Consider the following 25744-nt stretch of genomic DNA (forward strand, 5'->3'; position numbering starts at 1 on the left):
ATTTACTCCTTTTTCTTCCACTCGTCGGTGTCGATGATGATGGTGCAGGGGCCTTCGTTCACAAGCGACACCTGCATATCCGCGCCGAACTCGCCGTGCTGCACGTCCTTGAGGCCGTGCTTGTTCATCTCGGCAAGGAACAGCTCGTAAGCATCCACCGAAAGGGGCGGCTTTGCGGCCTTGATAAAGCTGGGACGGTAGCCTTTTTTCGTGTCACCATAAAGAGTGAACTGGCTCACCACCAGCGCGGAATAGCCAAGATCCCGGGCACTGAGGTTCAGCTTGCCCTCGGCATCCGGAAAGATGCGCAGCCCCGCACATTTATCGGCAAGCTTTGGCACGATGTCAAGGCTGTCGGTATCCTTGACCCCCAGCAGGATCACAAGTCCCGGGCCGATGGCGCGGGGCTCACCGCCGTTCACCCGCACACTGGCGGAAGAGACTGCCTGAATGACTGCACGCATGTTTTAGCTCCTTGTCACCTTGAGCACGTCCTTCACCTTGGAAAGTCTTGCGACCACGCGGTTGAGGTGCTCGGTATTGTTGATGCCGATGGTCAGGCTGACCATCGCACAGCCGTTTTCCACCTGACGGGCGTTCACCGCATAGATGGGCACCCGGATGTCTGCCAGCGCAGCCAGCACATCCTGCAGCAGCTCGTTGCGGTTCAGCGCGATGATCTCGATGCCAGCCTTATAGCTGTCCTTAACGCTGTCGGCCCAGTAGGCCTTGACCCAGCGGGGGGCGTTGGTGGGGTCCTTCATGCTGGAAATGGCATTGGCACAGCTCTGCTTGTGGATGGACACGCCAAAGCCGCGGGTGATGAAGCCTACGATGGGGTCACCCGGCAGCGGGCTGCAGCACTTGGCAAACTTGATGGGCGTGTTGTCGAAGCCTTCCACCACCACGCCGTCGGTGGCATGCACACGGCTCAGATCCACCTTGGGCAGGTCTTCCTCGTTTTTATCCTCGGCCGCCTTCAGCTTCTGCCACTCTTCCTTGATCTTGGGCAGGCAGTTCGCAATGGTCATGCCGCCGTAGCCGATGGCTGCATACAGCTCCTCGGCGTTGTTCTGGCGCAGACGGCGGGAGCAGCTGTTGATGAAATCATCCAGCTGGTCGTCCGGAATGATGATCATTTCGCGGCGCAGCTCACGGGCCAGTGCATCGCGTCCCTGCGTGATGTTTTCCTCGCGGCGCATCTTCTTGAACCAGTTGCGGATCTTGCTTTTGGCCTCGCTGGTGCGCACGATCTTGAGCCAGTCGCGGCTGGGGCCCTTGTCTGCCGGGCCAAGGATGACCTCGATGATCTCACCTGTGGAAACGATGTGGTCGATGGGCACCATGCGGTTGTTCACCTTGCAGCCCACCATGCGGTTGCCCACCGCCGAATGGATGGCATAGGCAAAATCGATGCAGGTGGCACCGGTGGGCAGGTTGATGACATCGCCCTTGGGGGTAAAGGCAAACACCTCTTCCGGCAGAAGGTCGCTCTTGAGGTCGTGGAGAAGGTTGCCGGAATCCTCGCTGACGCGCTGGTTTTCCAGCAGCTGGCTCACCCACGCCAGACGTTCGTCCAGCTTGTCGTGACCGTCCAGTCCCTCTTTGTACTTCCAGTGGGCGGCAACACCGTACTCGGCTTGTTCGTCCATCTTGCGGGTGCGGATCTGCACCTCAAAGGGGATGCCCTCGTGGCCGATGACGGTGGTGTGCAGGCTCTGGTAGCCGTTGGGCTTGGGGGTGGAGATATAGTCCTTGAAACGGTTGGGCAGCGGGTGGTACATATCGTGGATGAGGCCCAGCGTGCTGTAGCACTCGGCCAGCGTATCCAGAATGACCCGCACCGCATAGATATCATAGATCTCGTCGAAGGACTTGTTCTGCATGATGGTCTTGCGGTAGATGCCGTAGATGCTCTTGACACGGCGTTTGATGGTGGCACCCTCGATGCCGCTTTCCACCAGACGCTGCTCAATGACTCCGGACACTCTGGCAAGAAATTCCTCACCGGCACGCTCGCTGAGCATCCGGCTGATCTCCTCATACCCCACCGGGTCGAGGTAATGCAGACTGCGGTCCTCCAGCTCTTCCTTCACGTTCAGGATGCCCAGACGGTTGGCGATGGGGGCATACACCTCCATGGTCTCGCGGGCTTTGTCGCGGCGCTTCTGCTCCGGCCATGCATCGCCGGTGCGCATGTTGTGCAGCCGGTCGCACAGCTTGATGATCATGACCCGCACATCGCGGCTCATGGCCAGCAGCATCTTGCGCAGGTTTTCAGCCTGCAGCTCTTCGATGTTGGAGAACTGGATCTTGGTCAGCTTGGTCACGCCGTCCACCAGCAGGGCCACTTCCTCGCCAAAGGCGTCGGTCAGGTCTGCCAGCGTGGTGGGGGTGTCCTCTACCACATCGTGCAGCAGGGCGGCGGCAATGCTTTCGGTATCCATGCCCAGATCCAGCACCAGCCGGGCCACGGCCAGCGGATGGCAGATATAGGGCTCGCCGCTGCGGCGGCATACCCCCCTGTGGGCAGTGTTAGCAAGGTCGTAGGCCTTTTCGATCATTTCCATGTTATAGGAGCGGCCGCTTGCCCTGATGGCCTCGCACAGCTTTTCCCAGGTAACGATCTCCGGCCGCACCTCCGAAGGCAGAGCGCCTTCCGGTGCATCAGCCAGCTGGGCCGTGGCTGAAACGGTGGCCGTTTCCTGCACTGGCATCGGCTGATGCAGGTGGGTCTTTGCGGAGTAGAGATCTTCGTCCCGCACCGGCTTGGGTGCCGGGACCGCAGCTTTCTTTCCCTCTGGCATTTTACATTCCCTCCAAACATTTCAGGACCGGGGCATCTGCAAGGTTCTTTTTGCCCTGCGCAGGCACAAGCTCCAGATATTTTGCCCCACCCTTTTCCACAGCGGCGATCAGGCCCACCTGTTCCAGAGCCGTCACTGCCACCAGTGTTTTGCCTGTATTTTCCTCGCCCAGCTTCGCACACAGCGGCTGCAGATCCTCTGCATGCCAGCGGCGCGCCTGCAGCTCACGATATACCGTGATCATGTGGCTGCGGTCGGGCGTGATCAGTGCTTTTTGTTCTGCCGTCAGCGGCGTGCCCCGGCGCAGCGCCGCCACCAGTGCGGCCTGTTCCGCAAGTTTGCTGCCAAGGCCTGCCGGGTGCAGATCCAGGATGCGGCCCGAAAGCTGTGCGCCCCGGGGCGAATCGTAGACCGAAAGATTCAGCGCTGCATCCACCACGTCTCCCGTGGTGTAGGGCAGCTGCTCCGGGTGCATGCCGAACCACACCGCATACACGCTGGCGTTGCCCTGCCGCAGGCGCAGGCGGCTGTGCCTGCCATCCGACACCGGATACACCCCGTCCACCACGGCATTCTGCAAAAGGAACACCGGGGTGGGATTTTCGGCGCCATAGGGTGCCAGCTGATCCAGCCTGCGCACGCTCTCCACCGTGACCCGGTCCAGATGAATGGACAGGTCACATTCCAGCGGGGTCGCATGCAGCACCGGGCATTCCCGCGCGGCCCACTCGTTCAGGCGGCGGCGCAAGGCAGGCAGGTTTTCTTCCCGCACCGAAAGGCCCGCCGCCATGGCGTGGCCTCCGTAGCGGATGAGCAGGTCTGCGCAGGAGCCGATGCAGTCGTGGAGGTTGAATCCCTGCACACTGCGGCCGCTGCCTTTGCACTCGCCATGCTCGTCCACCGTCACCACGATCACCGGCCGGCCGGTGCGCTCCACCAGCCGGGAGGCCACGATGCCAATGACGCCGGGGTGCCAGTCGCGGCCCCACAGCAGCATCACGCGGTCTTCCAGCCGTTCCGGCTCCTGTTCCAGAAGCTCCTGCGCCGCATTGAAAATCTGCAGCTCGATCTCCTGACGCCGGGCGTTGATCTCGTTCAGTTTGCGGGCCAGCTCCTCGGCACGGTCGGGATCCTCGCAGAGCACCAGCTGCAGGGCGGTCACGGCGCTGTCCATGCGGCCCGCCGCGTTGATGCGCGGCGCAATGGCATAGCTGACATTCTCCGCCGTGACGGGTTTACCCGTAAGGCCCACCTCTTCCAGCAGGGCTTCCAGCCCGGGACGGTCGGTGTTTTGCAGCTGGTGCAGGCCGGATCTTACCAGTGTGCGGTTCTCGCCGGTCAGCGGCATCACATCCGCCACCGTACCCACAGCGGCAAGGTCGCCGCAGTAGTCCAGCATTTCCTCCGGCGGGCAGCCGTCCAGCGCGGCGCACAGCTTAAAGGCCACGCCCGCACCGCACAGGCCCTTGAAAGGGCTGGTATCATCCCTGCGGCGGGGGTCCACCACAGCAGCCGCCTTCGGCAATGTATCCGGCGGCAGATGGTGGTCGGTGATGATCAGGTCGATGCCCAATTCTGCAGCGTAATCCGCTTCGTCCACGGCAGAAATGCCATTGTCCACGGTCACGATCAGCTGACAGCCCTTGTCGTGGATGGAGCGGATCGCGTTTTTGGAAAGGCCGTAACCATCGCCCTCGCGGCTGGGCAGCATACACTTGACGGTCGCTCCCATGCCCTTGAGATGCTGGTACAAAAGGGCCGTAGCGGTCACGCCGTCCACATCGTAATCGCCGAACACCACGATGGTTTCCCCGTCATCGATGGCCCGCCAGATGCGCTCACAGGCCTTCTGCATATCGGTCAGCAAAAACGGGTCGCTCAGCTCTTCCTCACCGGCCAGCAGGGTCAGCGCGTCGGTGGGGTCGGTGACGCCGCGGGCCGTCAGAACGCCCGCCAGCAGGGCGTTTTCCTTCTGCTGGGCAGCAAGCACGGCCTTGTATTTCTGTTCGCTCCAGGGTTCCCCCTCCTGCGCATTGTATTCCAGTTCTTCAGCTGCCTGCTCCGCAATGGCTGCGGTCAGTTCCCGCAGGGCAGCGCGGTCAAGGTTTTTCAGCTCCCATGCACGGTAGGTCATTGAAAATCCCCTCCCGTCAGCCCATCGCTGGCCAGCATACCCTGCAATGCGGCGATCTCCGAGGAGACATCCATGGCAACATCCGAGAGCAGCGTATCATACAGGGTGTCGTACGCCTGATTCAGCGTGTGAAGGATGCCCGCGATATCGCGGCGGATGGTCTCGGCGTTTTCGCCCTGCTGGCCCTGCACGTCGTTGTAGGTGTGCAGCAGCTTGAGGGTGGTGGGGATATAGTATTCCGCAAAGCGGCGGGCCTTGGGCAGGCTTTCCGGGTGTGCCTCCAGCCAGTCACAGATGGCGGTGGTGGTGGTCTGCATATGGTCCAGCTCTTCGCGGCCCTGCGCATCCTGCATCAGCTGTTTTTCCTGCTGCAACACGACGGCAAAGCGGCGGGCCGTTTCCAGATTGAGCGGCACATCGTCTGTTTTTTCCTTTACCGGTTCCGGCTGCGGCTCTCTGGGGGCCGCTGCGGCCTCCTGCGCGGCGCGGTAATCTTCCGCCGTCAGATAGAGTTTTTCCGTTTTTTCGTCCACCCATGCGCTCAGCCAGCCATTGCGGATGAATCTGCGCACCCACTTGAGGGCCCGGGTCTTTTTCTCGTCCACGGCTTCCAGCGGCAGGCCCTTTTTGCAGTCAAAGCCTTCCGCCGCCTCGGCCAGACGGAGCAGCGTCTTGCTGGCCTTCAGGCGGGACGCACCGGCAGTGATCATCCACACGAACACGGCCGTGACAGCCGCAAAGCACCAGCCGGTGATGCGCACCGCCCCCAGTGCAAAGCTGCCCATGGCTGCAGCATTTTCTGCCATAAAGCTGTCCTGCAGAATGGCCTGCAGAACAGCCGTATTGGGCGTAAACAGGCCCGCCGCACCCAGACAGGAGACTGCCGTGATGCCAAAGATCACCGTAAACGTAATGCCGACTGCCAGCAATGCGCAGCCAGCGCTGTGCCGTTTTTTGGCGCTGGCGCGGATCTCGTCTGCCGGGGTCATCTCTGCCTTGCCGAACATCTGCCGGAACCAGCCGGGCATTCCGGCGGCCTGCGGGGCGCGGTACTCTTCGTTCAGGCCCTGTTCCTTTTGTTCCGGTGCGCCGCTGTGCGCATTCCGGCGGCTGCGGAAAGCCTTTGCCGCCTCGTTGATGCCATAGTTCGCGGCATCCACCGCAGCACGGCCCACGCCATAGGCGCGGTCGCCAATGTCCTCGCCTCTGCCCTCAAAGCCATGGGCAAACGCATCGGACATGGTATCGCCAAAGGCGCGCAGCTGGGATTCCAGCTCCTGCTGCACCTGACGGCCATCGGTCTGTTTTTTTGTATCGTTTTCACGATCGTTCATCAAAATTTTCTCACCCTTCTGCCGGTGCATACCGGCTGATGATGGCGCGGGCCACCCGCAGGCCATCCACGGCGGCGCTCATGATGCCGCCCGCATATCCGGCACCCTCGCCGCATGGATACAGGCCCGCCAGCTGAGAGCACTCAAAATTATCTTCCCGTTTCAGCCGCACCGGGCTGCTGGTGCGGGTCTCAAGACCGGTCAGGATGGCCTCCGGTGCGGTGTAGCCTGCAATTTTGCGCTCGTAGGCACGTAGGCCTGCCCGCAGCGTATCGGCCAGCTCCCCGGGCAGCAGTGCACCCAGATCCGCGGCTGTCACGCCGCGGTCGTAGGTAGGCTGCACACGGCCGATGTTCAGCTGACCGTGCCCTTCCAGAAAGCTCTGGATATTTTCAGCCGGGGCAGCATACTCTCCTGCGCTGCGCCCGGCGGCGTAGGCTCTGGCTTCCAGCTCCCGCTGGAATGCGATGGCCCGGCGCGGGTCGTCCCCAAAATCTTTGCCGCCCACGCTCACCACCACAGCCGCATTGGCATTTTTGCCGCTGCGTGCGTGGTAGCTCATGCCATTGGTGACAACGCAGCCTTTCTCGCTGGCCGATGCCACCACCTGCCCGCCGGGGCACATGCAGAAGGTGTACACACACCGCTCCCCCACATGCTGGGAAAGCTGGTACTCGCCCCGCGGCAGGGCCGGGTGCCCGGCAGCTTCGTGATACAGGCTTTTTTCGATCTCGCTCTGTAGGTGTTCGGCGCGGAATCCCACGCTGAAGGGCTTGCACTCCAGCACAAAGCCGCCATCCATCAGCATCCCGAAGGTGTCCCGGGCCGAGTGGCCCACTGCAAACACCAGCGCTTCGCAGGCAAAGGTACCGCTGGTGGTAAAAATACCGGTGAGCGCGCCATTTTTCTGTTCAAAGCCGGTCAGGGCCGTGTTGAAATACACCTCACCGCCCAGAGCTTCGATCTCTCTGCGGATGGAGGTGATGACGCCACGCAGCAGGTCGGTGCCCACATGGGGCTTCTGCTTCCAGGCGATCTCCTCCGGCGCACCGTGCTGCAGGAACACCTCGGTGACAAAACCGCACAGCTCATCGCCGATGCGGGTGGTCAGCTTGCCGTCCGAAAAAGTACCGGCACCACCCTCGCCAAATTGAATGTTCGCATTCACATCCAGCTCGCCGGTGGCAGAGAAGTGCTCCACCGCCTTTACGCGCTCGTCCAGCGCCGGGCCGCGCTCCAGCACAATGGGCCGGTAGCCCTGCCGGGCCAGCAGCAGCGCCGCGAACAGGCCCGCCGGGCCAAGGCCGCACACCACAGGCCGGTGCGCCAGCGGAAGCGTGCCATTCTGCACCGAAAGATCCACCTTTTTCTGCAGGGATGCATCGCCGCAGCGGGCAGCAAACGCTGCTTCTTCGGCAGGCTCTTTCAGGGTGACGGCCACCGTGTACACCAGCTTGGGCTGGCCATGGCGGGCATCCACCGAGAGCTTTGCCACGCCCAGATGCTGCACCTTTCCGCGCGGGATGCGGGCAGCGTGCAGGGCTTTTTCAAATGCCTGCGGCTCTCCGGCAGAGAGCGGCAGACGGATGTTGCGAACCAGAATCATAGTATCGTGTGTTCCTTTTTTCAGTTGCTGTCGATGCGACACTGCAGCACATAGCTGCCCAGCGCAAAGATCTTGCCATTGGAGGGCACATACAGGCGGCAGGCGATGTTCTGCTCGCCCGTTGCCACCGAGAAATCCTCTGCATCGATCTCAATGACCACCTGCTCCGGGGTCAGAGACGCCATGGCGGCCTTGGGCCCGCAGAGAGTCACGTTCATCAAGCGTTCGGTCTGCACCGTCAGCTGATAGGTAGGCGGCAGGTTGACCACCTGCACACAGGTGTTGGGCAGGTTCATGGTCTTGGTCTCCAGAGCAGAGCAGTCAAAGCTGACTGTGATGGTGGAGATGTTATCCAGCAGATAGATGTCCGTGGGCAGGTCGATAGGCAGCTCGTAGCTCTTGTTCAGCGTAAAGGTGGAAAGGTCGATGCTTCCAATGGGCAATGTGGACAGCATATCGATCTTAGCCTCCGGGCCGGCCACCTTGAGCTGCTTGCGGCTGAGCGCATATACCAGCACCGAATCATCAAAATCGCGCGGTGCATTGATGAAATTCACATTCACCGGCAGGGTGGCCATCTTGTACACCTGCAGGGTGACGTCCACACTGTTTTCTTCCAGCTCCGTGTACTCAAACTTGACCTCCCTGCCGCCGGAGGTGTAGAAGCGCAGCGGCGTGCTCAGCGTGACTGACTCGGTCAGCTCCCCGCTGTAGGTCACCTCTGCGGTACAGGTAACGGCCCTGTCCAGCTCACTGCTGGGGCCGGAAAGGGTGATGTTCTCCTTGGAAACATCGGTGCTGTAGAGGATATAGCCATCCGCAATGGTCAGGTAGTTGGTGGTAACGGTAACGGGCAGGGTCTTTTCCTCCACCACGTCGAACACCACGTCCACCGTGTTATCATTGCCTTCCATGGTCACAGTGACACCGTTCAGCAGGCCGTTGGCACCGCGCACCAGCAGGCGCAGAGTCTTTTCGCCGCTGTCGCGCACGCTGGAAAAATCCGGGTAGACCACAAAATCGGAAGCGGTCAGGCCGCCGATGGTGTAGCCGTCACCGGAGATCTTCAGGTTCACGGTCTTGTCCTCGGCGCTGACGATGCTCAGGCCCCGGGAAGTGTAAGCTGCGGAATCGTAGGTATAATCCACCGGCACATTGTAAATGGTGTTGGTGGTGCCTGGCTGGACGATGATCGTGACCACCATCCATGCAACAATAGCACCCAGCACCGAAAGTGCCAGCCGGATGCGGCGGTCATCCAGAATGTTTTTCTTATGGGCGACCGCCGGCTTTGCGCCGTTTTTCTTGTTGGGTTCGTTGTTCATTGCGCATCGTCCTCCTTCTGGCTGACCCATTTCCACAGACGGTCCAGCTGACCGCGCCAGCCGCTGACCGTCGTCTTTTCGGCAGCGGTCTCCTTGGGGATCATTTCGTCCACCAGACGGGTATACAGGGTCTGGCGGTCAAAGTGGCGGATCAGCACACCGTTTTTCGCCATGGAGATGATACCGGTCTCCTCGCTGACCACGATAGCGATGGCGTCGGAATTTTCGGCAATGCCAAGGCAGGCACGGTGACGGGTGCCCATATCCTTGCCGAGATCCAGATTGTTGGAAAGCGGCAGCACACAGCCCGCCGCTTTGATGCGGCCGTTCTCAATGATGGCGGCACCGTCGTGCAGAGGCGTGCCCTCATAGAAGATGGTGCCCAGCACCTCCAGATTGACGGCGCTGTTCACCGGCGTGCCGGTGCGCACGATCTCCGAAAGGTTCGTGTGGCGTTCCAGCACGATCAGCGCACCGGTCTTGGTCTCCGAAAAGCGCTCGGCGGCGTCGCAGATGGCAATGATGGCACTGCGCCATGCGCCCTTGAGGCTGGGGTCGTTGTAGCGGCCTTTGACATTGAACAGCTTGGCAGCCCACTGGTCGGTCTGGCCCATGCGCTCCAGCGCACGGCGGATCTCCGGCTGGAACAGCACCACCAGCGTCAGCAGGCCCACCTGCAGCAGTGAGTTCAGCAGCCATGTGACGGTACGCATGTTCAGCGTTTCCGCCACCAGATAGACTGCCATCACCAGCAGCGCACCCTTGAACAGCTGGCCGGCACGGGTGCGGTTGACAATGCCCAGCAGCTGGTAGATCAGGAAGGAAATGATGATGATATCCAGCAGATCGACCAGCTTGAAGGTCTGGAAATTTGCAATGATCGCGTTCAGAGTCATTGGTACACGCTCCCGTTTACAGTGTTTCGATCAGGGCAACGGCATGGGCGGCAATGCCCAGCCCCTCGCCGGTAAAGCCCAGATGTTCCTCGGTGGTAGCCTTCACGCTCACAGCGTCCACCGGCAGGCCGAAGGCGTCGGCCAGATTCCGGCGCATGGCCGGGATGTGCGGTGCCAGCTTGGGCCGCTGACACAGCAGCGTTGCGTCGATATTTTCAATGCGGAAGCCATGCTCCTTTAAAATTTCAGCCACACGGCGGGCCAGCTTCAGGCTGTCTGCGCCGGAGTAGGCAGGGTCATTGTCCGGGAAATGCTGGCCGATATCGCCCAGCGCCGCCGCGCCCAGCACCGCATCCATCACAGCATGGGCCAGCACATCGGCGTCCGAGTGGCCCAGCAGGCCCTTTTCAAAGGGCACTTCCACGCCGCCCAGGATCAGCTTGCGGCCTTCCACCAGGCGGTGCACGTCATAACCATGTCCAATGCGCATTTTATGTTCCTCTTTCTGTTCCGGGCGGGGCAGGTCCTCGCGGGTGGTGATCTTCAGATTCGCGTAATCGCCCTGCGTCAGCTGCACGGGGCGCCCGGTCAGCTCGAACAGGCTGCAGTCGTCCGTGACAAGGCGGGCTTTTTCGGCGTCCAGCTCTTCCAGCGCTGCCAGATAGGCTGCGCGGTCAAAGCACTGCGGCGTCTGCACCGCATACAGGGTGCTGCGGTCCGGGGTGGCATGTACAAAGCAGCTTTCCGGCACCGTCTTGCCGCTGCCCCGCACTGCCGCCTTGATGGTATCCTTCACCGGCACGGCAGGCGCTGCGGCACCGCACCGGGCTGCAGCTTCCAGCGCAGCAGTGATGACCTGCTGGCTGACGAAAGGCCGGGCCGCATCGTGCACAGCCACAAGCGCACCGGAAGCTGCCAGCACACCGTTTTTCGCGCTCTCTGCGCGGGTGGCACCGCCCGCCACAACGCATACAGGCTTTGCGCAGTCTGCGGCCTGCTGCTGGGCAAAGGCACGGTTGCTGCCTGCCACCAGAATGATTTCGTCCACCAGCGGACACTGCGCAAATGCGCGGATGCTGCGATGCAGCACCGTCTCCCCGCCCAGATCAAAGCTGAGCTTATCAAAACCCATGCGCGTGGAGGAGCCTGCCGCCACCAATACCGCCGATACTTTCTTTTCCAATCTCTTCACCTGCCCGATCCCTATAATAAGCCATATTTTATTATAGCGTATAACTTCTCAAACTGCAACCGATAATCTGCAGCAAAAATGCCCCTCTGCACAGGGCAGAGGGGCACAAACTTGTTCTTGATGAAGTTTACTTCAGCATCGGCTCAATGGCAGCAGCCAGAGCATCTTTCTGTGCCTGTGCTTCTGCCAGATCCTTACCCAGCGTGGTGAAGTAGGTCTTGATCTTCGGCTCGGTGCCGGAGGGACGCACCACAACGGTAGCGCCGTTTTCCAGACTGTAGATCAGCACGTTTGCTGCAGGCAGGCCGGTCTCCTCGGGCTTCTTGTAGTCCGTCACCTTGACCACCTTATGACCGGCCAGCTCAGCGGGCGGTTCATCGCGCAGCTTCTGCATGATGGAAGCCATCTTCTCCATGCCGGTCAGGCCGGGGAACTCAAAGCTGTCCACCTTGTTCAGGTAGCGGCCATACTGCTTATAGATCTCTTCCAGACGCTGCTTGATGGAGGAACCGATGCTGCGGTAGTAAGCAGCCATTTCGCAGATCAGCATGGAGCCGATGACAGCATCCTTATCGCGCACATAGGGGCCGGCCAGATAGCCGTAGCTTTCCTCAAAGCCGAAGATGAAGCGGTCCACCTCACCTGCAGCTTCCAGATTTGCGATCTGGTCGCCGATCCACTTGAAGCCGGTCAGCACGCTGCGCATCTCCACGCCGTAATGTGCGGCAATGGCGTCGGCCAGCGGAGTGGACACGATGGACTTGACTGCCACCGGATCCTTGGGCATGGTGCCCTTTTCAATGCGGCCTGCGCAGATGTAGTCCAGCAGCAGAGCGCCCATTTCGTTGCCGGATACCAGCTCATAGCTGCCATCCGGGCACTTCATGGCGATGCCCACACGGTCCGCATCGGGGTCGGTGGCCAGCATCAGGTCTGCACCGGTCTTGGTGGCCAGATCCAGACCCAGCTTCAGAGCCTCAAAGATCTCGGGGTTGGGGTAGGAGCAGGTGGTAAAGTAGCCGTTGGGATACTCCTGCTCGGGCACGATGGTGATGTCGGTGATGCCCATATCGTTCAGCACATGGGTGACCGGCACCAGACCGGAGCCGTTCAGCGGGCTGTACACCAGCTTCAGGCCGGCAGTCTTGCACAGTCCCGGGCGCACCTGACGAGCCTCAATGGCGTCGTACAGAGCCTTTTTGCAGTCATCGCCCACAAAGCGGATCAGACCCTGCTCCACGCCCTCAGCAAAGGAAATGTACTTTGCACCGGTGAGCACGTCGGTCTTCTGGATCTCATCGTAGACGATGGCAGCAGCGTCATCAGTCATCTGGCAGCCGTCCGGGCCGTAGGCCTTATAGCCGTTGTACTTGGCCGGGTTGTGGGATGCCGTGACCATGATACCGGCGTTGCACTGGTAGTAACGGGTAGCAAAGCTCAGGGCAGGCACGGGCATCAGGGCATCATAAATGCGCACCTTGATGCCGTTTGCAGCCAGAACGCCTGCGGCAGTCTTGGCAAAAACATCGCTCTTCAGGCGGCTGTCGTAGCTGATGGCCACGGTCTGGGTGCCACCCTGAGTCTTGACCCAGTTTGCCAGACCCTGCGTAGCCTGACGGACGACATAAATATTCATACGGTTGGTGCCAGCGCCCAGAACGCCGCGCAGACCAGCCGTGCCAAACTTCAGAGCCACCGCAAAGCGGTCCTTGATCTCTTCGTCATTTCCCTCGATCTTGGCCAGTTCCGGCTTCAGATCTGCATCTTCCAGATCGGCAGCCATCCAGCGCTTATATTCATCCAAATACATCTTGCACACCTTACCTTTTGTAAATTTTTCCGCAAAAAGAAACAGGTTTAACAAAACCTACTTATAATATAAACTCTCTGCGTCCATGTGTCAATTGCGTAATCTGCAACAAGATTTGCTGCTTAAAACCGGCATAAGGCACAAAAATCCAAATTATCGCCTGCAAAGTCCGGGATCATCCCGGCTGTGCCTGCATTTTCCAGCAGCTCATAGCTCTGGCCCACATCCGTCAGCACCTCCAGCCACTGCTCCAGACCCACGCTGTTTTCGCACAGGTAGCGCAGCAGCTGCATGGCCCGGGCAAAGCTGCCCTCGGGCAGACGCACCGCACTGCAGCGCACCCGGCCATCCTGCTCGTGCCGCAGCTCCATCACCACGCCCTGTGCGGACAAAGCTCCGCAATAGACAAGGCTGTGGGCATGCTGCAGCCCCTCCAGCTCCGAATATGTATGGATATAGCGGCAGTATTCTTTGTTCATCATGGAAAAATTCTCTCCTCTCTATCGCATTGACATCTTTCCTGCCCTTTACTATAATGAATCCAGACATATTTTTGTGTCGAAGTTTGGCATTTTTGTCCATTATTTTCCACTTTTGCCAATTCTTTTCCGTTTTGTCACTCATTGGAGCGAGGGAGAGCACCATGTATTCTGTCACCCGAAGCTTTGGTCTGAAGGGCCTGAACGGCTTTGCCGTAGCGGTAGAAGCCGATGTTTCCGGCGGTCTGCCCGCATTTTCCATCGTAGGTCTGCCGGATTCCGCTGTGCGCGAAAGTGCAGACCGCGTGCGTGCCGCCATCAAGAATCTGGGGTTCAAGTTCCCGGACCGGCGCATCACCATCAATCTGGCCCCGGCCGATGTCCGCAAGACCGGCCCGGTGTATGATCTGCCCCTGCTGCTTGCGCTTCTTATTTCCAGCGGCCAGCTGGAGGCCGTCCCGACAGATTCTGCCTTTCTGGGCGAGCTGGCGTTGGACGGCACCCTGCGGCCAGTATCCGGCGTTCTGCCCATGGCTCTGGCCGCTGCCGAAAGCGGCATCCGTGCTCTGTATGTCCCCGCCGAGAACGCCGCGGAAGCTGCCGAGGCCTGCGCCGATGGAATGGCGGTCTACCCCGCCCACACAGCCCGTGAGGTAGTGGATGCGCTGAAGGGAATCTCGTCCCTGTCCCCTGCCGCTGCTGTCCCCTTTGATCCGGCAGAAGCTTGGGCACAGGTACCGGATTTTGCGGACGTACTGGGCCAGTCTCTGGCGCGGCGGGCCATGGTCATTGCCGCTTCCGGCGGACACAACGTTTTGCTGATCGGCGCACCCGGCACTGGCAAATCCATGCTGGCAAAGCGCCTGCCCGGCATCCTGCCGCCGCTCACCCGGGAGGAAGCCGTGGAGACCACCAAGATCTACTCCATTGCGGGCCAGCTGCCGCAGGGACATGGGCTCGTCTCTGTACGCCCCTTCCGCAGCCCGCACCACTCAGCCAGTGCCGCAGCGCTGGCTGGCGGCGGTGCGCAGTTCCGGCCCGGCGAGTGCAGCCTTGCTAACTGCGGCGTGCTGTTTCTGGACGAGCTCCCGGAGTTTTCCCGCGAGAGTCTGGAAGTCCTGCGCCAGCCTTTGGAGGATGGTCAGATCACGGTCAGCCGCGCGGCAGGCAGCGCCACCTATCCCAGCCATTTCCAGCTGGTAGCAGCCATGAACCCCTGCAAATGCGGCTACTACGGACACCCCACCCGGCAGTGCACCTGCTCACCCAGTGCCGTGCGGCAGTACCGCAGCCGGGTGTCCGGCCCGCTGCTGGACCGCATCGACCTGTGCGTAGAGATGGACCCCATCGCCTTTGACGAGCTGCACACATCGGCTCCCTCCGAGAGCAGCGCCGATCTGCGCAAACAGGTGCTTGCCGCCCGGGCCATTCAGGCAAAGCGCTATGCCGCCCCGGGTTTTGAGGGCGTGCTCTGCAACGCCCAGCTCACCGCCGGGCAGGTGCGGCGCGTCTGCCGCATGACCCCCGCCGCCGAGCGGCTGCTGCGTGCCTCCTACGACGCTTTGGGCCTTTCCGCCCGCGCCCATGACCGCATCCTTCGGGTGGCCCGCACGGTGGCCGATCTGGCAGGCAAACAGCTGCTGGATGAGGACTGCGTGCTGGAAGCCCTGCAGTACCGGTCACAGGAAAAAGTAGAAGTATAAATGCCTTTCCGTCTTTGCTTCGCAGATCCGTCTTCCCCGAAAAGGGAAGGTCTTGTGTGGTTTACCGTTACGCGCAAAAAAGCCATCTGTATCTTTCCGAATGCTCAATACGAGCAGAGGATCACAGATGGCTTTTTGTTATCGCTTTTTAGAATCTGCGCCACGTATCCGGCAGGAACAGCACCAGCATCGGGAAAATCTCCAGACGGCCGGCCAGCATGTCGAAGATCATCACCAGCTTTGCAGGGTTCGTAAAGCTGCCAAAGTTCATCATGGGGCCCACCTGCGCAAGGCCCGGGCCGATGTTGTTCAAGGTAGCTGCAATGGCTGTGAAGTTCGTCACCATATCAAAGCCATCCAGACTGATGAGCAGGAAGGATACCACGAAGATGAAGAAATACGCGCCCATAAACACATTGGTGGTGCGGATGGTCTCATGGTTGAGCAGCTTGCCGTCCATGCGGACGGGGGCCACCACCTGCGGGTGCAGCGCCTGCTTGAGCTCCTTGCCCAAGGTCTTGCCCAGAATGAGGAGGCGGCTCACCTTGATGCCGCCGCCGGTGCTGCCTGCGCAGGCACCAATGAACATGAGCACCACCAGAATTTCTTTGGAGAGGGTGGGCCACAGGTCAAAATCGCAGCTGGAAAAGCCAGTGGTCGTGATGATGGAGCCCACCTGAAAGGCTGCCTGACGCAGCGCTTCGCCAAAGTTGTTGTAGATGCTGTAGATGTTGGCCGTGATGAGGCCCACCGCTGCCAGGATCACCACAAAGTAGCCGCGCACCTCCTCGCTGATGACGCGGTTGAATTTGCGCAGCAGCAGCAGGAAGTAGGCATTGAAGTTGACGCCGAACAGGATCATGAAAATGGTCACGACCCACTGGATGTAGGGAGAAAAGCTGGTAAAGCTGTCATTCTTGAAGCCGAAGCCGCCGGTGCCCGCCGTGCCGAAGGCCGTGAGCATGGACTCAAACAGCGGCATGCCGCCCAGCATCAGGAATACCAGCTCCAGCACGGTGAGTGCAAAATAGATGCCGTACAGGATCTTTGCGGTAGATTGCACCTTGGGCACCAGCTTATCCACCTGAGGGCCAGGGCTTTCCGCCTTCATCAGGTTGACGTGGGAGCCGCCGGTCAGGGGCAGCAGCGAGAGCAGGAACACCAGAACGCCCATGCCACCGATCCAGTGGGTGAAGCTGCGCCAGAACAGGATGCCCTTGGGCAGATCCTCTACCCCGGGCAGGATGCTGGCACCGGTGGTGGTAAAGCCGGACACTGTCTCAAACAGTGCATCCACCGGGTTCGGGATGCAGCCCGTCACCACAAACGGAACGGCACCCACGATGGAAATGACGATCCAGCTCAGCGAGGTAGCCGCAAAGCCCTCCCGCATATAGAACACCTTGCTTTGGGGCTTGATGCCGCGCAGGGCGTAGCCGATGGCGGCGCTGACTGCCGCCGTGATCAGAAACACGCCCAGCACAAACCATTCGCCGTAGAATCCGCTGGCCGCTGCGGGCAGCAGCAGCAGCGCGCCTTCGATCATCAGCACATAGCCCAGCAGACGGAAAACGATCGCATAATTCATAGTCTGCCTCCGTCAACCCTCTGCGCCCTTATCCAGAATATCGCGCAGATCATGCAGGCCATGCTCCAGCGTGACCACGATCACGTTATCGCCCACCTGGATCTGGTCGCCGCCGCGCGGGATCAGGATCTGATGGCCGCGGGTGATGCAGCACAGCAGCAGGTTCTTTTTCAGGTGCAGCTGGCTCAGGGGGACACCCGTGGCAGCGCTTTCCTCGTGGACGGTAAATTCCAGCGCTTCCACGCGGTCGTCCAGAATGCGGTACAGCGTCTTGATATTGCTGCCCGCTTCGTTCTGCAGTGCACGCACATACTGCACGATGTAATCGCAGGTCATGTACTTGGGGTAGACCACGCTGCCCAGATCCAGACCGGCCAGAATATCATCGAACTCCAGACGGTTGACTTTGGTTACCAGCTTGCCCTTGGAGTGCTTTTTGGCAAACAGGGTCAGCAGCACGTTCTCTTCGTCGATGTTGGTCAGGGCCACAAAAGCTTCGGTGGACTCCATGCCCTCGGACAGCAGGAATTCGCGGTTGGAGCCGTCCTCGTTCAGGATCTGTGCGCCGGGCAGCTGTTCTGCCAGCTCCATGCAGCGGGCAGGGTCGCGCTCCACGATGCGCACCCGCACATGGTTTTCCAGCAATTCCTGACTCAGGTAGAAGGCAATGGCACCGCCGCCCACGATGAAGGCATTGCGCACCGGGCGCACCGGCAGATGGATGCGCTGGAAGAACTCGTGGGCCTTTTCCTGTGTAGCAAGGAAGGTGACCTGATCGCCGTTCTGCAGCACAAAGTTGCCGTTCGGGATGATGACGCCGCCGCTGCGCTCCACAGCACACACTAAAATATCGCTCTTCAGGCGGGTGGGGATCTCGCGGATGGCCACACCGTCCAGCCCCTGCTCTGCAGTGAGTGCAAACTTGATCAGCCGCACACGGCCGTCTGCAAAGGTGTCGATCTTGCTTGCGCCCGGGAAGCGCAGCAGATGGGAGATCTCCTTTGCTGCAGCCATTTCCGGATTGATGATGGCCGAAATGCCGATCTGCTTTTTGATAAAGTCCAGCTCATGGCTGTAGGACGGGTTACGCACACGGGCGATTGCATGGCAGTGGCCCGCCTTTTTGGCAAACATGCAGCACAGCAGATTCAGCTCATCGGAGCCGGTCACGGCAATGAACACATCCGCATCTTCAATGCCGGCCTCTGCCAGCGTGGTGATCGAGGAACCGTTGCCCACGATACCCAGCACATCATAGCTTTCAGTCAGATGTTCCACACGCGCTTTGTTGGTGTCCACAATGGTCACATTATGGTCTTCCTCACTGAGCTGCCGCGCCAGCGCAGTGCCAACCTTGCCGCCGCCCACCAGAATGATCTTCATAACAAGTCCTTTCTCTTTCCGCGTCCCTTCTGCCGGGACAGCACAAATCCATCATAGTATAGCATATCCCCCGCCAAAGTTCCACTGTTTTCCACATTATGCAGCAAAAATGGCAAAATGACGCAAAAAAGCCCCGGGGCACAGGCCCCGGAAGCTTTTTAATCACATTTCAACGCCGTCCTTTGTCACAAGCGCATATACCAGCGGAGCTTCCTCCGGCTTTTCGGCGCCATACACAAGGCCGCTGCGGTACTCGGCTGCAGCAGCCTCAAACTTGTCTGCTGCGCCGTAGAAGGTAGCCAGACTCTCGCCCTTCTTTACGTAGTCGCCGCGCTTTTTATGCAGGGTGATGCCAGCTGCAAAGTCCAGCGGGTCGCCCTTTTTCTGTCGGCCCGCACCCAGCAGCACGCTGGCAGAGCCGATTTTCTCGGCATCGTTCGCCACAATGTAACCGTCCTGCTCTGCCAGCAGCTCAAAGCTTGCCGCAGGCCGCTCAAACAGGCTGTAGTCGTCCAGCACGCGGGTATCGCCGCCCTGCGCCGCAAACATCTCCTTGCACTTTGCAAAGGCAGAGCCGTCGGCAATCGCCGCCTCGGCCATGGCACGGCACTCGGCAGGAGTGCCCTTATCGGCCAGCACCAGCATGTTGGTCGCCAGCTGCAGGCAGACCTCGGTCAGGTCGGCGGGGCCATGGCCCTTGAGCACATCCATGCTTTCCATGACTTCCAGACTGTTGCCGATGTTATGGCCCAGCGGGGTGTCCATATCAGTGATCATGGCGGCAACGCGGCGGCCATGGTGGGTACCGATGGAGACCATCAGCTTGGCCAGCTCAATGCTCTGGTCTACCGTCTTCATAAAAGCTCCGGTGCCGGTGGTCACATCCAGCAGGATGGCATCCGAGCCGGAAGCCAGCTTTTTGGACATGATGCTGGACGCAATGAGCGGGATGCAGCTGACGGTTGCGGTCACATCCCGCAGGGCATACATCTTTTTATCGGCAATGGCAATTCCCTCGCTCTGGCCAATGACCGACAGGCCGATCCTGTTCACCTGCGCAAAGAACTCCTCCTGCGAGAGGGCGGTTTTGGTGCCGGGCACGCTCTCCATCTTATCGATGGTGCCGCCGGTATGGCCAAGGCCCCGGCCGCTCATCTTGGCGATCTTCACGCCGCAGGCTGCGACGATCGGTGCAATGACCAGTGTGGTCTTGTCGCCCACGCCGCCAGTGGAGTGCTTGTCCACCTTGATGCCCGGAATGGGCGAAAGATCCACCATCACACCGCTGTGAGCCATCACATCGGTCAGCTCTGCGGTTTCTTCATCGGTCATGCCGCGCAGATAGACAGCCATCATCCATGCAGCCATCTGGTAATCAGTCACTTCTCCGCTGACATAGCCATTGACGATCTGCTCCAGCTCCTCACGGCTGTGCGTACCGCCGTCACGCTTTTTTGCAATCAGATCATAAACGCGCATCGTATCACGCTCCTCGTTTTTTCAATAGTACGACATTGTAAGATATAGTATAGCAAAATTCCAAACAAAAGCAAGTATCATTCTGTAAACTTTGCCCAATTTTAAGTCAAAAAGGGCGCAGCCGCCCGGAAAAGCAGCTGCGCCCTTGTTTTGGGATCACGAGTCGTCGTTTTAGCGGGATCCCTTGTCGTAGGGGATGCCCTCTGCCTTGGGTGCCATGCTGTTCTTGGAGGTAAATGCAAGAATGATCATGGACGCCACGAACGGCATCATGTTGTAGATGTTGCTGGACCAGTGCAGCTGTGCCAGGAAGGTGGAGTCTGCAATGTTTGCCAGACTCTTGAACACAGCAAAGAACATTGCTGCGCCAAAGATGTTGAAGGGCTTCCACTGACCAAAGATCATAACAGCCATAGCCAGGAAGCCTGCGCCGGCCACGCCCACTTCAAAGTTCCAGGTCTGCACCGGGGGCACGATGTAGGCCATGCCGCCGATCGCACCCAGTGCACCGGAAATGACAACACCGGCATAACGCATCTTGTAGACGTTGATACCCACAGAGTCCGCTGCCTGCGGATGCTCGCCGCAGGCACGCAGGCGCAGGCCAAAGCGGGTCTTGTACAACACCACATAGCTGATGATCAGCAGAATGATGCCCAGCGGCACAAAAATGCTCAGCTCCAGCCCGCCGATGCTGAACAGGAAGGGCTTGTTGGTGTAGTTCAGCTTTGCACTGCCGCTATCGCTGAAATACTTGGCAATGACCACCGCGATGGCCGTGGCCAGCAGGTTCAGGGCCGTGCCGCCGATGGTCTGATCCGCCTTCAGGTTGATGGAGGCAAAGGCCAGCAGCAGACTGTACACCATACCGGCCAGTGCCGCCACCAGAACAGAGATCAGCACCACGAGGAAGACCGGCATCCCGGCAGGCAGCATGGTCAGGGTGAGAACACCCGCCACACCGCCAATGACCATGATGCCTTCCAGTGCGATGTTGATGATGCCGGAGTGCTCACTGAACATACCGCCCAGTGCCACCAGCATCAAAACGATGCCATACAGCAGCGTATATTTGATCAGAAGCAGCATATCACTTGCCCTCCTTTTCGGTTGCAGGCTTTGCAGGAGCAGCAGGCTCTGCGTTCACATTGGTCTTGTCGGCATTCCTGAACAGCAGTGCGTGGATCCTGCCGCGGAACAGCATGGAGAATGCGCACAGGTAGATGATGATGCCGCTGATCAGATCCGAGATCTCAGTGGGGTAATACTTGGTGGAAAGGAAGGAACCGCCCACCGAGATATGGGAAATGAAGATGGCCGAGAAGATGGTGCCGATGGGGTTGGAGCTTGCCAGCAGTGCAACGGAAATGCCGTTGAAGCCCATCGTCGGCAGGCTGGTGGAGTTCAGCGGGTTCCACTGGGACACATTGGAAAGGTAGTACAGGCCCGCACCAAAACCGGCCAGCGCACCGGCAATGGCCATGGAAAGGATGATGTTCTTCTTCTCGTTGATGCCGGCGTAGCGGGCAGCGCTCTTGTTCAGGCCGACTGCCTTGAGCTCGTAGCCGAAGGTGGTCTTGTTCAGCACCACCCAGATCAGAACTGCCACTGCTGCCGCCAGAAAGATGGCGATGGTGGTGCTGTTAGTCTGGAACAGCTTGTTCAGGCCAAAGTCCGGGATGATGGACTGGGCGTAATCGGCGTTCTTGCTCAGGTTCATGGTACGAGTGTTTCGCACATCGTACATGGGGCCGGTGCCGTTCTGGTAAATGAGCTCATTGACCAGATACAGGCCGATCCAGTTGAACATGATGGAGGTAATGACCTCGTTGATGTTGAAGTAGGCCTTGAAGAAGCCGGGGATCGCACCCCAGAGACCGCCCAGAATGGTGGCGGCGATCAGGCAGACGAACCATGGCAGCTTGAGCATGATGGCGCAGTACAGAGCGCCGTAAGCGCCCAGCGTATACTGGCCCGCCGCACCGATGTTGAACAGGCCGGTCTTGAAGGCAAACGCCACGGACAGACCGGTCATAATAAGGGGAGCCGCATTTGCCAGTTCCTTGCCGACGCCATAGGGTGCGTCATGAAAGCCGCCCTTCAGGATGCGCACAAAGCCGTCGCCCCATGCGTGTGCCGGGTTGATGGCCAGCAGCACCAGAAAACCGACCACAAGGCCGATCAGGATGCACAGCAGAGCAGCCAGCACACTGGTGATGGAGCTGTTCAGACTGCTGTGGGAAAGTTTTTTCTTGTTCATGTGTTATTTGCTCTCCTTTCCCTGCTTGCGTGCGCCTGCCATATACAGGCCCAGCTCCTGCACGGTGGTGGTCTTGGGGTCAAATTCGCCCACGACCTCGCCCTCGTACATCACAAGGATGCGGTCGGACAGGTTCATCACCTCGTCCAGCTCCAGACTGACCAGCAGCACGGCCGTGCCCTTATCGCGCTCGGCCACGATCTGGCGGTGGATGTATTCAATCGCACCAACGTCCAGACCGCGGGTGGGCTGGACTGCCACCAAGAGCTTCGGATCCTTATCGATCTCGCGGGCAATGATGGCCTTCTGCTGGTTGCCGCCAGACATGCTGCGCACGGTGGTCAGGCTGCCCTGACCGCTGCGCACATCATACTGCGCGATCAGCTTATCGGAGTATTCGCGCACCTTATCGCTGCGGATAAAGCCGCCCTTCTGGAACTCCGGCTGCCAGTAACGCTGCAGCACCATGTTGTTTTCCAGACTGTAGTCCAGCACCAGACCGTGCTTGTGACGGTCCTCCGGGATGTGGCTCATGCCGTCCTTGGAGCGCTGACGAATGGTCTCATTGGTGATGTCCTTGCCGTCCAGCATGATCTTGCCGCTGCTGATCTTTTCCAGACCGGTCAGGCCGTAGACGAACTCGGTCTGGCCGTTGCCCTCGATGCCTGCAAGGCAGACGATCTCGCCCGCGTGTACCTGAAAAGAGATATCCCGAACCGCGTCCTTCTTGTGCTGGGCATTGTGCATGGTGACGTTTTTCACATCCAGCACCACCCTGCCGGGGTCTGCAGGCTTTTTGTCCACCTGCAGCTGCACATCGCGGCCCACCATCATGCGGGAAAGCTCTTCCTTGGTGGTATCCTTGATGTCCACGGTACCCATGCACTTGCCCTTGCGCAGAACTGTGCAGCGGTCTGCCACAGCCATGATCTCGTTGAGCTTGTGGGTAATGAACAGGATGGACTTGCCCTCCTTCTTGAACCCGCGCATGATCTCCATCAGTTCGTCGATTTCCTGCGGGGTCAGCACTGCCGTGGGCTCGTCGAAGATCAGGATCTCGTTGTCGCGGTACAGCATCTTCAGGATCTCAACGCGCTGCTGCATACCAACAGAGATATCGCTGATCAGTGCATCCGGGTCCACGCGCAGGCCGTACTTTTCGCTCAGGGCCATTACCTTTTTGCGTGCCTCAGCCTTCTGCAAAAAGCCCATCTTGTTGGGCTCCACGCCCAGAATGATGTTGTCCAGCACGCTGAAGCATTCTACCAGCTTGAAGTGCTGGTGCACCATGCCGATGCCCAGTGCATTTGCATCATTGGGGTTGCGGATGGCAACCTCCTTGCCGTTTTTGCGGATCTGACCAGCTTCCGGCTGGTACAGGCCAAACAGCACGCTCATCAGCGTACTTTTGCCGGCGCCGTTCTCGCCCAGCAGGGCATGTACCTCGCCTTTGCGCAGCTGCAGGGTGATATCGTCGTTTGCCTTGATTCCAGGGAACTCCTTGGTAATGTGGAGCATTTCGATCACAAAATCCTCTGCCAATCTGCTCACTCTCCTTTCGTGTCGTTTCGACACAGATACTTCTTTAGTATTCATTATACCTGATTTGCGGCAATTTGCACATGTCTTTTTTGCTTTTTGGCAGAAAGCACAGATAATAGTATTACTTTTGTGCCTTTTTCACGAAGAGTCCGCTGCATTTTTTCCGCATTACGCCAATAGCTGACAGAAAAAGCGGGGCACCCCGCTACAGGATGCCCCGCTTTAAAAAGACCTATCGATCGTCCGCAGGCAGGCCTGCCGGACAATAACTTACTGGATGTAGTTGACAGTGGTGAACTCGCTGACGGTGGGCTTGGTAGCGTCGTCGGAGCTGTTATCAACAGTGATCTCGCCGCTCTTGATCTTGCCCTTGACTTCCTCGTACTCGTCGGTGGTGAAGGACTCGAAGTTCCAGCTGTCTGCATCGGTGGGCAGGCCGATATAATCGCCGTCCTCCAGACCGAAGTTGCCATTGGAACCTGCGATGTCGCCCCAGCTGCCGGCCTCGATATCAGCCAGAGCAGTGTTGACAGCCTCGGTCAGACCCTTCATAGCGGAGGTGATGAACGGGTTGTAAGCGTAGGTGCCATCTGCAACGCCCTTTGCACCGATGTAGTTCTGGTCAACGTCAACGCCGATGACGTAGCCGTTGTTCTTCAGAGCAGCCTCAACAGCGGAGGTGTAGATGCCGCCGCCGCAGGCAAAGACGACCTGAGTGCCGTTGGAGTACCAGCCCTCCATACGGGAGGTGATGTTTGCATCGCCGTAGAACTGGCCGCCGTAGAAGTAGTTGATCTCGATGTTCTGGCCCAGCTCAGCAGCAGCGGCGTCAGCGCCCTGCACGAAGCCGTAACCGTAACGGATAACAGCGGGAACAGCCATGCCGCCCAGGAAGCCCAGCTTGGTCTTGCCGTCCTTTGCAATGGCGTAGCCTGCCAGATAGCCTGCCTGCTCCTCCTTGAAGGTGATGCAGTAGCAGTTGGCGGGGATGGCGTCGGTGCCGATATCGCCCTGAGTCACATCGATGGCGATGAACTTGACATCGGGATACTGGTCAGCAGCCCATGCCAGAGAAGCGCCGTACAGGTAGCCGACGCAGACGATCACATCAGCGCCGTCGTTGACAGCCTGACGGATCTTGGTCTCACGGACCTCATCGGAAGCGTCAGCATCGGGGATGTAGTACTGGCAGTCATCGCCCATGTAGCTGGAAACAGCAGTCCAGCATGCCTGGTTGAAGCTCTCATCATCGATCGTGCCGGTATCGCAGGTCAGAGCGACCTTGACGATCTTCTCACCGCCCTCAGCAGCAGAGGAAGCGGTAGAAGCAGCAGCGGAAGAAGCGGTGCTTGCAGAAGAAGCGGAAGAACCACCGCAGGCGGTCAGAGCAGCGGCAGCGGCAGCGGCGCCAGCCACAGCCAGGAAATTACGACGAGAAATCATCATAATCAAACTCTCCTTTTATTTTTAATAAAAATTGCGTCAAATAAATAAAATGCGCAGAACTGCACATTTACTGGCTCAAGTATAACGGCAAGCCGTGTCAGATGCAAGCAAATTCCGATTACAAAATCTTTACAATAATTTTGTAAGTTTTTATTAAAAGTAGTATTTATGCACAAATTTGCCGTAGTTCCGGCCATTTTCCGTGCACTCCCTGTGTTTTGCCGCACAATGCACGTATTGCCGTTACTTTATTGTCCTGCAGTGCGCCTCTGCGTTTTTATCCCGTCACTTCACGGCACGGTTGCCCGCCACATTGGAGGGGCCAAAACCGAAGGGCAGCAGTTCATCCATGCTGCGCTCGATAAAGTCTTCCGGCGTCTTTGCCATGATAACGTTCAGTTCCGGCCCGCCGAATTCAAACAAAGCCTGACGGCACACCCCGCAGGGGGAAGTGATCTGCTCGTTCACCTCACCGCGGCGGCTGCCCACCACAGCAATGTCGGTGAACTCGGTCACGCCCTCGGCCACCGCCTTGAACAGAGCCGTGCGCTCGGCACAGCTGGTGGGGGTAAAGGCAGCGTTCTCCACGTTGCAGCCGGTAAAAATGCGGCCGTCTCTGGCACGCAGGGCAGCACCCACCATAAAATCGCTATAGGGCACATAGGCTTTTTCCCGTGCAGCCAGTGCCATGCGGATGAGCTCCTTCTTTTCCTCCAAAGTCAGATTGGTCATATCCGTTACTCCTTTTTTATTATGCAAA

19 protein-coding genes are annotated in these 25744 nt (G+C 59.2%); 1 reads left to right on the forward strand and 18 read right to left on the reverse strand.

The genetic code is table 11. The features are described 5' to 3' along the window. Positions 1–2: 2 nt before the first annotated feature. From dtd to MTP37_RS08925, 10 genes are all read right to left on the reverse strand, one after another. A complete protein-coding gene (dtd, locus tag MTP37_RS08880; RefSeq protein WP_249236956.1) occupies positions 3–464 on the reverse strand; it encodes a D-aminoacyl-tRNA deacylase in 462 nt (153 codons plus the stop codon). Positions 465–467: 3 nt separating this feature from the next. Beyond that, a complete protein-coding gene (locus tag MTP37_RS08885) occupies positions 468–2807 on the reverse strand; it encodes a RelA/SpoT family protein (protein ID WP_249236957.1) in 2340 nt (779 codons plus the stop codon). A gap of 1 nt (position 2808) precedes the next feature. Continuing rightward, a complete protein-coding gene (recJ, locus tag MTP37_RS08890; protein ID WP_249236958.1) occupies positions 2809–4941 on the reverse strand; it encodes a single-stranded-DNA-specific exonuclease RecJ in 2133 nt (710 codons plus the stop codon). Continuing rightward, a complete protein-coding gene (locus MTP37_RS08895) occupies positions 4938–6275 on the reverse strand; it encodes a 5-bromo-4-chloroindolyl phosphate hydrolysis family protein (RefSeq protein WP_249236959.1) in 1338 nt (445 codons plus the stop codon). Before MTP37_RS08895 ends, recJ begins: the two co-directional genes overlap by 4 nt. A 10-nt stretch (positions 6276–6285) precedes the next feature. Next, positions 6286–7881 (reverse strand): NAD(P)/FAD-dependent oxidoreductase, encoded by a 1596-nt coding sequence (locus tag MTP37_RS08900; protein WP_249236960.1) that lies wholly within the window; start codon positions 7879–7881, stop codon positions 6286–6288. 20 nt (positions 7882–7901) lie between these two features. Beyond that, positions 7902–9206, reverse strand: coding sequence for a CdaR family protein (locus MTP37_RS08905; RefSeq protein ID WP_249236961.1), 1305 nt, complete (start codon positions 9204–9206; stop codon positions 7902–7904). Beyond that, the gene (gene cdaA / locus MTP37_RS08910; RefSeq protein WP_249236962.1) at positions 9203–10102 is read right to left on the reverse strand and encodes a diadenylate cyclase CdaA; all 900 of its coding nucleotides are present in this window, start codon (positions 10100–10102) and stop codon (positions 9203–9205) included. Before cdaA ends, MTP37_RS08905 begins: the two co-directional genes overlap by 4 nt. A gap of 16 nt (positions 10103–10118) precedes the next feature. Next, a complete protein-coding gene (gene ispF, locus MTP37_RS08915) occupies positions 10119–11285 on the reverse strand; it encodes a 2-C-methyl-D-erythritol 2,4-cyclodiphosphate synthase (RefSeq protein ID WP_249236963.1) in 1167 nt (388 codons plus the stop codon). A 136-nt stretch (positions 11286–11421) separates the two neighbouring features. Next, positions 11422–13104, reverse strand: a complete 1683-nt coding sequence (locus tag MTP37_RS08920; RefSeq protein WP_249236964.1) for a phospho-sugar mutase — start codon at positions 13102–13104, stop codon at positions 11422–11424. Between the two features lie 122 nt (positions 13105–13226). Beyond that, complete coding sequence (locus MTP37_RS08925) at positions 13227–13586, reverse strand: hypothetical protein (protein WP_249236965.1); 360 nt, start codon at positions 13584–13586, stop codon at positions 13227–13229. A 161-nt stretch (positions 13587–13747) separates the two neighbouring features. Here MTP37_RS08925 and MTP37_RS08930 point away from each other — a divergent pair, with 161 nt between their 5' ends. Further along, on the forward strand, positions 13748–15286 hold the full coding sequence (locus MTP37_RS08930; protein WP_249236966.1) for a YifB family Mg chelatase-like AAA ATPase: 1539 nt from the start codon (positions 13748–13750) through the stop codon (positions 15284–15286). Between the two features lie 148 nt (positions 15287–15434). Here the strand turns inward: MTP37_RS08930 and MTP37_RS08935 are convergent, their stop codons facing one another. The 8 genes from MTP37_RS08935 to MTP37_RS08970 all read right to left on the reverse strand — a co-directional run bounded on the left by MTP37_RS08935 (position 15435) and on the right by MTP37_RS08970 (position 25743). Continuing rightward, positions 15435–16874, reverse strand: coding sequence for a TrkH family potassium uptake protein (locus tag MTP37_RS08935; RefSeq protein WP_249236967.1), 1440 nt, complete (start codon positions 16872–16874; stop codon positions 15435–15437). A 12-nt stretch (positions 16875–16886) separates the two neighbouring features. Beyond that, positions 16887–18257, reverse strand: coding sequence for a Trk system potassium transporter TrkA (gene trkA / locus MTP37_RS08940; RefSeq protein WP_249236968.1), 1371 nt, complete (start codon positions 18255–18257; stop codon positions 16887–16889). A 162-nt stretch (positions 18258–18419) separates the two neighbouring features. Beyond that, a complete protein-coding gene (locus MTP37_RS08945; protein WP_249236969.1) occupies positions 18420–19736 on the reverse strand; it encodes a thymidine phosphorylase in 1317 nt (438 codons plus the stop codon). Between the two features lie 171 nt (positions 19737–19907). Continuing rightward, positions 19908–20825: an ABC transporter permease gene (locus MTP37_RS08950; RefSeq protein WP_249236970.1), complete on the reverse strand. Its 918-nt coding sequence runs from the start codon at positions 20823–20825 to the stop codon at positions 19908–19910. Between the two features lies 1 nt (position 20826). Continuing rightward, entirely contained in the window at positions 20827–21996 is a 1170-nt protein-coding gene (locus MTP37_RS08955; protein WP_249236971.1) for an ABC transporter permease, read from the reverse strand. A 3-nt stretch (positions 21997–21999) separates the two neighbouring features. Continuing rightward, complete coding sequence (locus MTP37_RS08960; protein ID WP_249238718.1) at positions 22000–23514, reverse strand: ABC transporter ATP-binding protein; 1515 nt, start codon at positions 23512–23514, stop codon at positions 22000–22002. A 294-nt stretch (positions 23515–23808) separates the two neighbouring features. Continuing rightward, positions 23809–24984: a BMP family lipoprotein gene (locus MTP37_RS08965; protein WP_249236972.1), complete on the reverse strand. Its 1176-nt coding sequence runs from the start codon at positions 24982–24984 to the stop codon at positions 23809–23811. A gap of 285 nt (positions 24985–25269) precedes the next feature. Beyond that, complete coding sequence (locus tag MTP37_RS08970; protein WP_256469098.1) at positions 25270–25743, reverse strand: cytidine deaminase; 474 nt, start codon at positions 25741–25743, stop codon at positions 25270–25272. Position 25744: the final 1 nt, after the last annotated feature.

The organism is Faecalibacterium sp. HTF-F (genome assembly GCF_023347535.1).
Classification (GTDB): Bacteria; Bacillota; Clostridia; order Oscillospirales; family Ruminococcaceae; genus Faecalibacterium; species Faecalibacterium wellingii.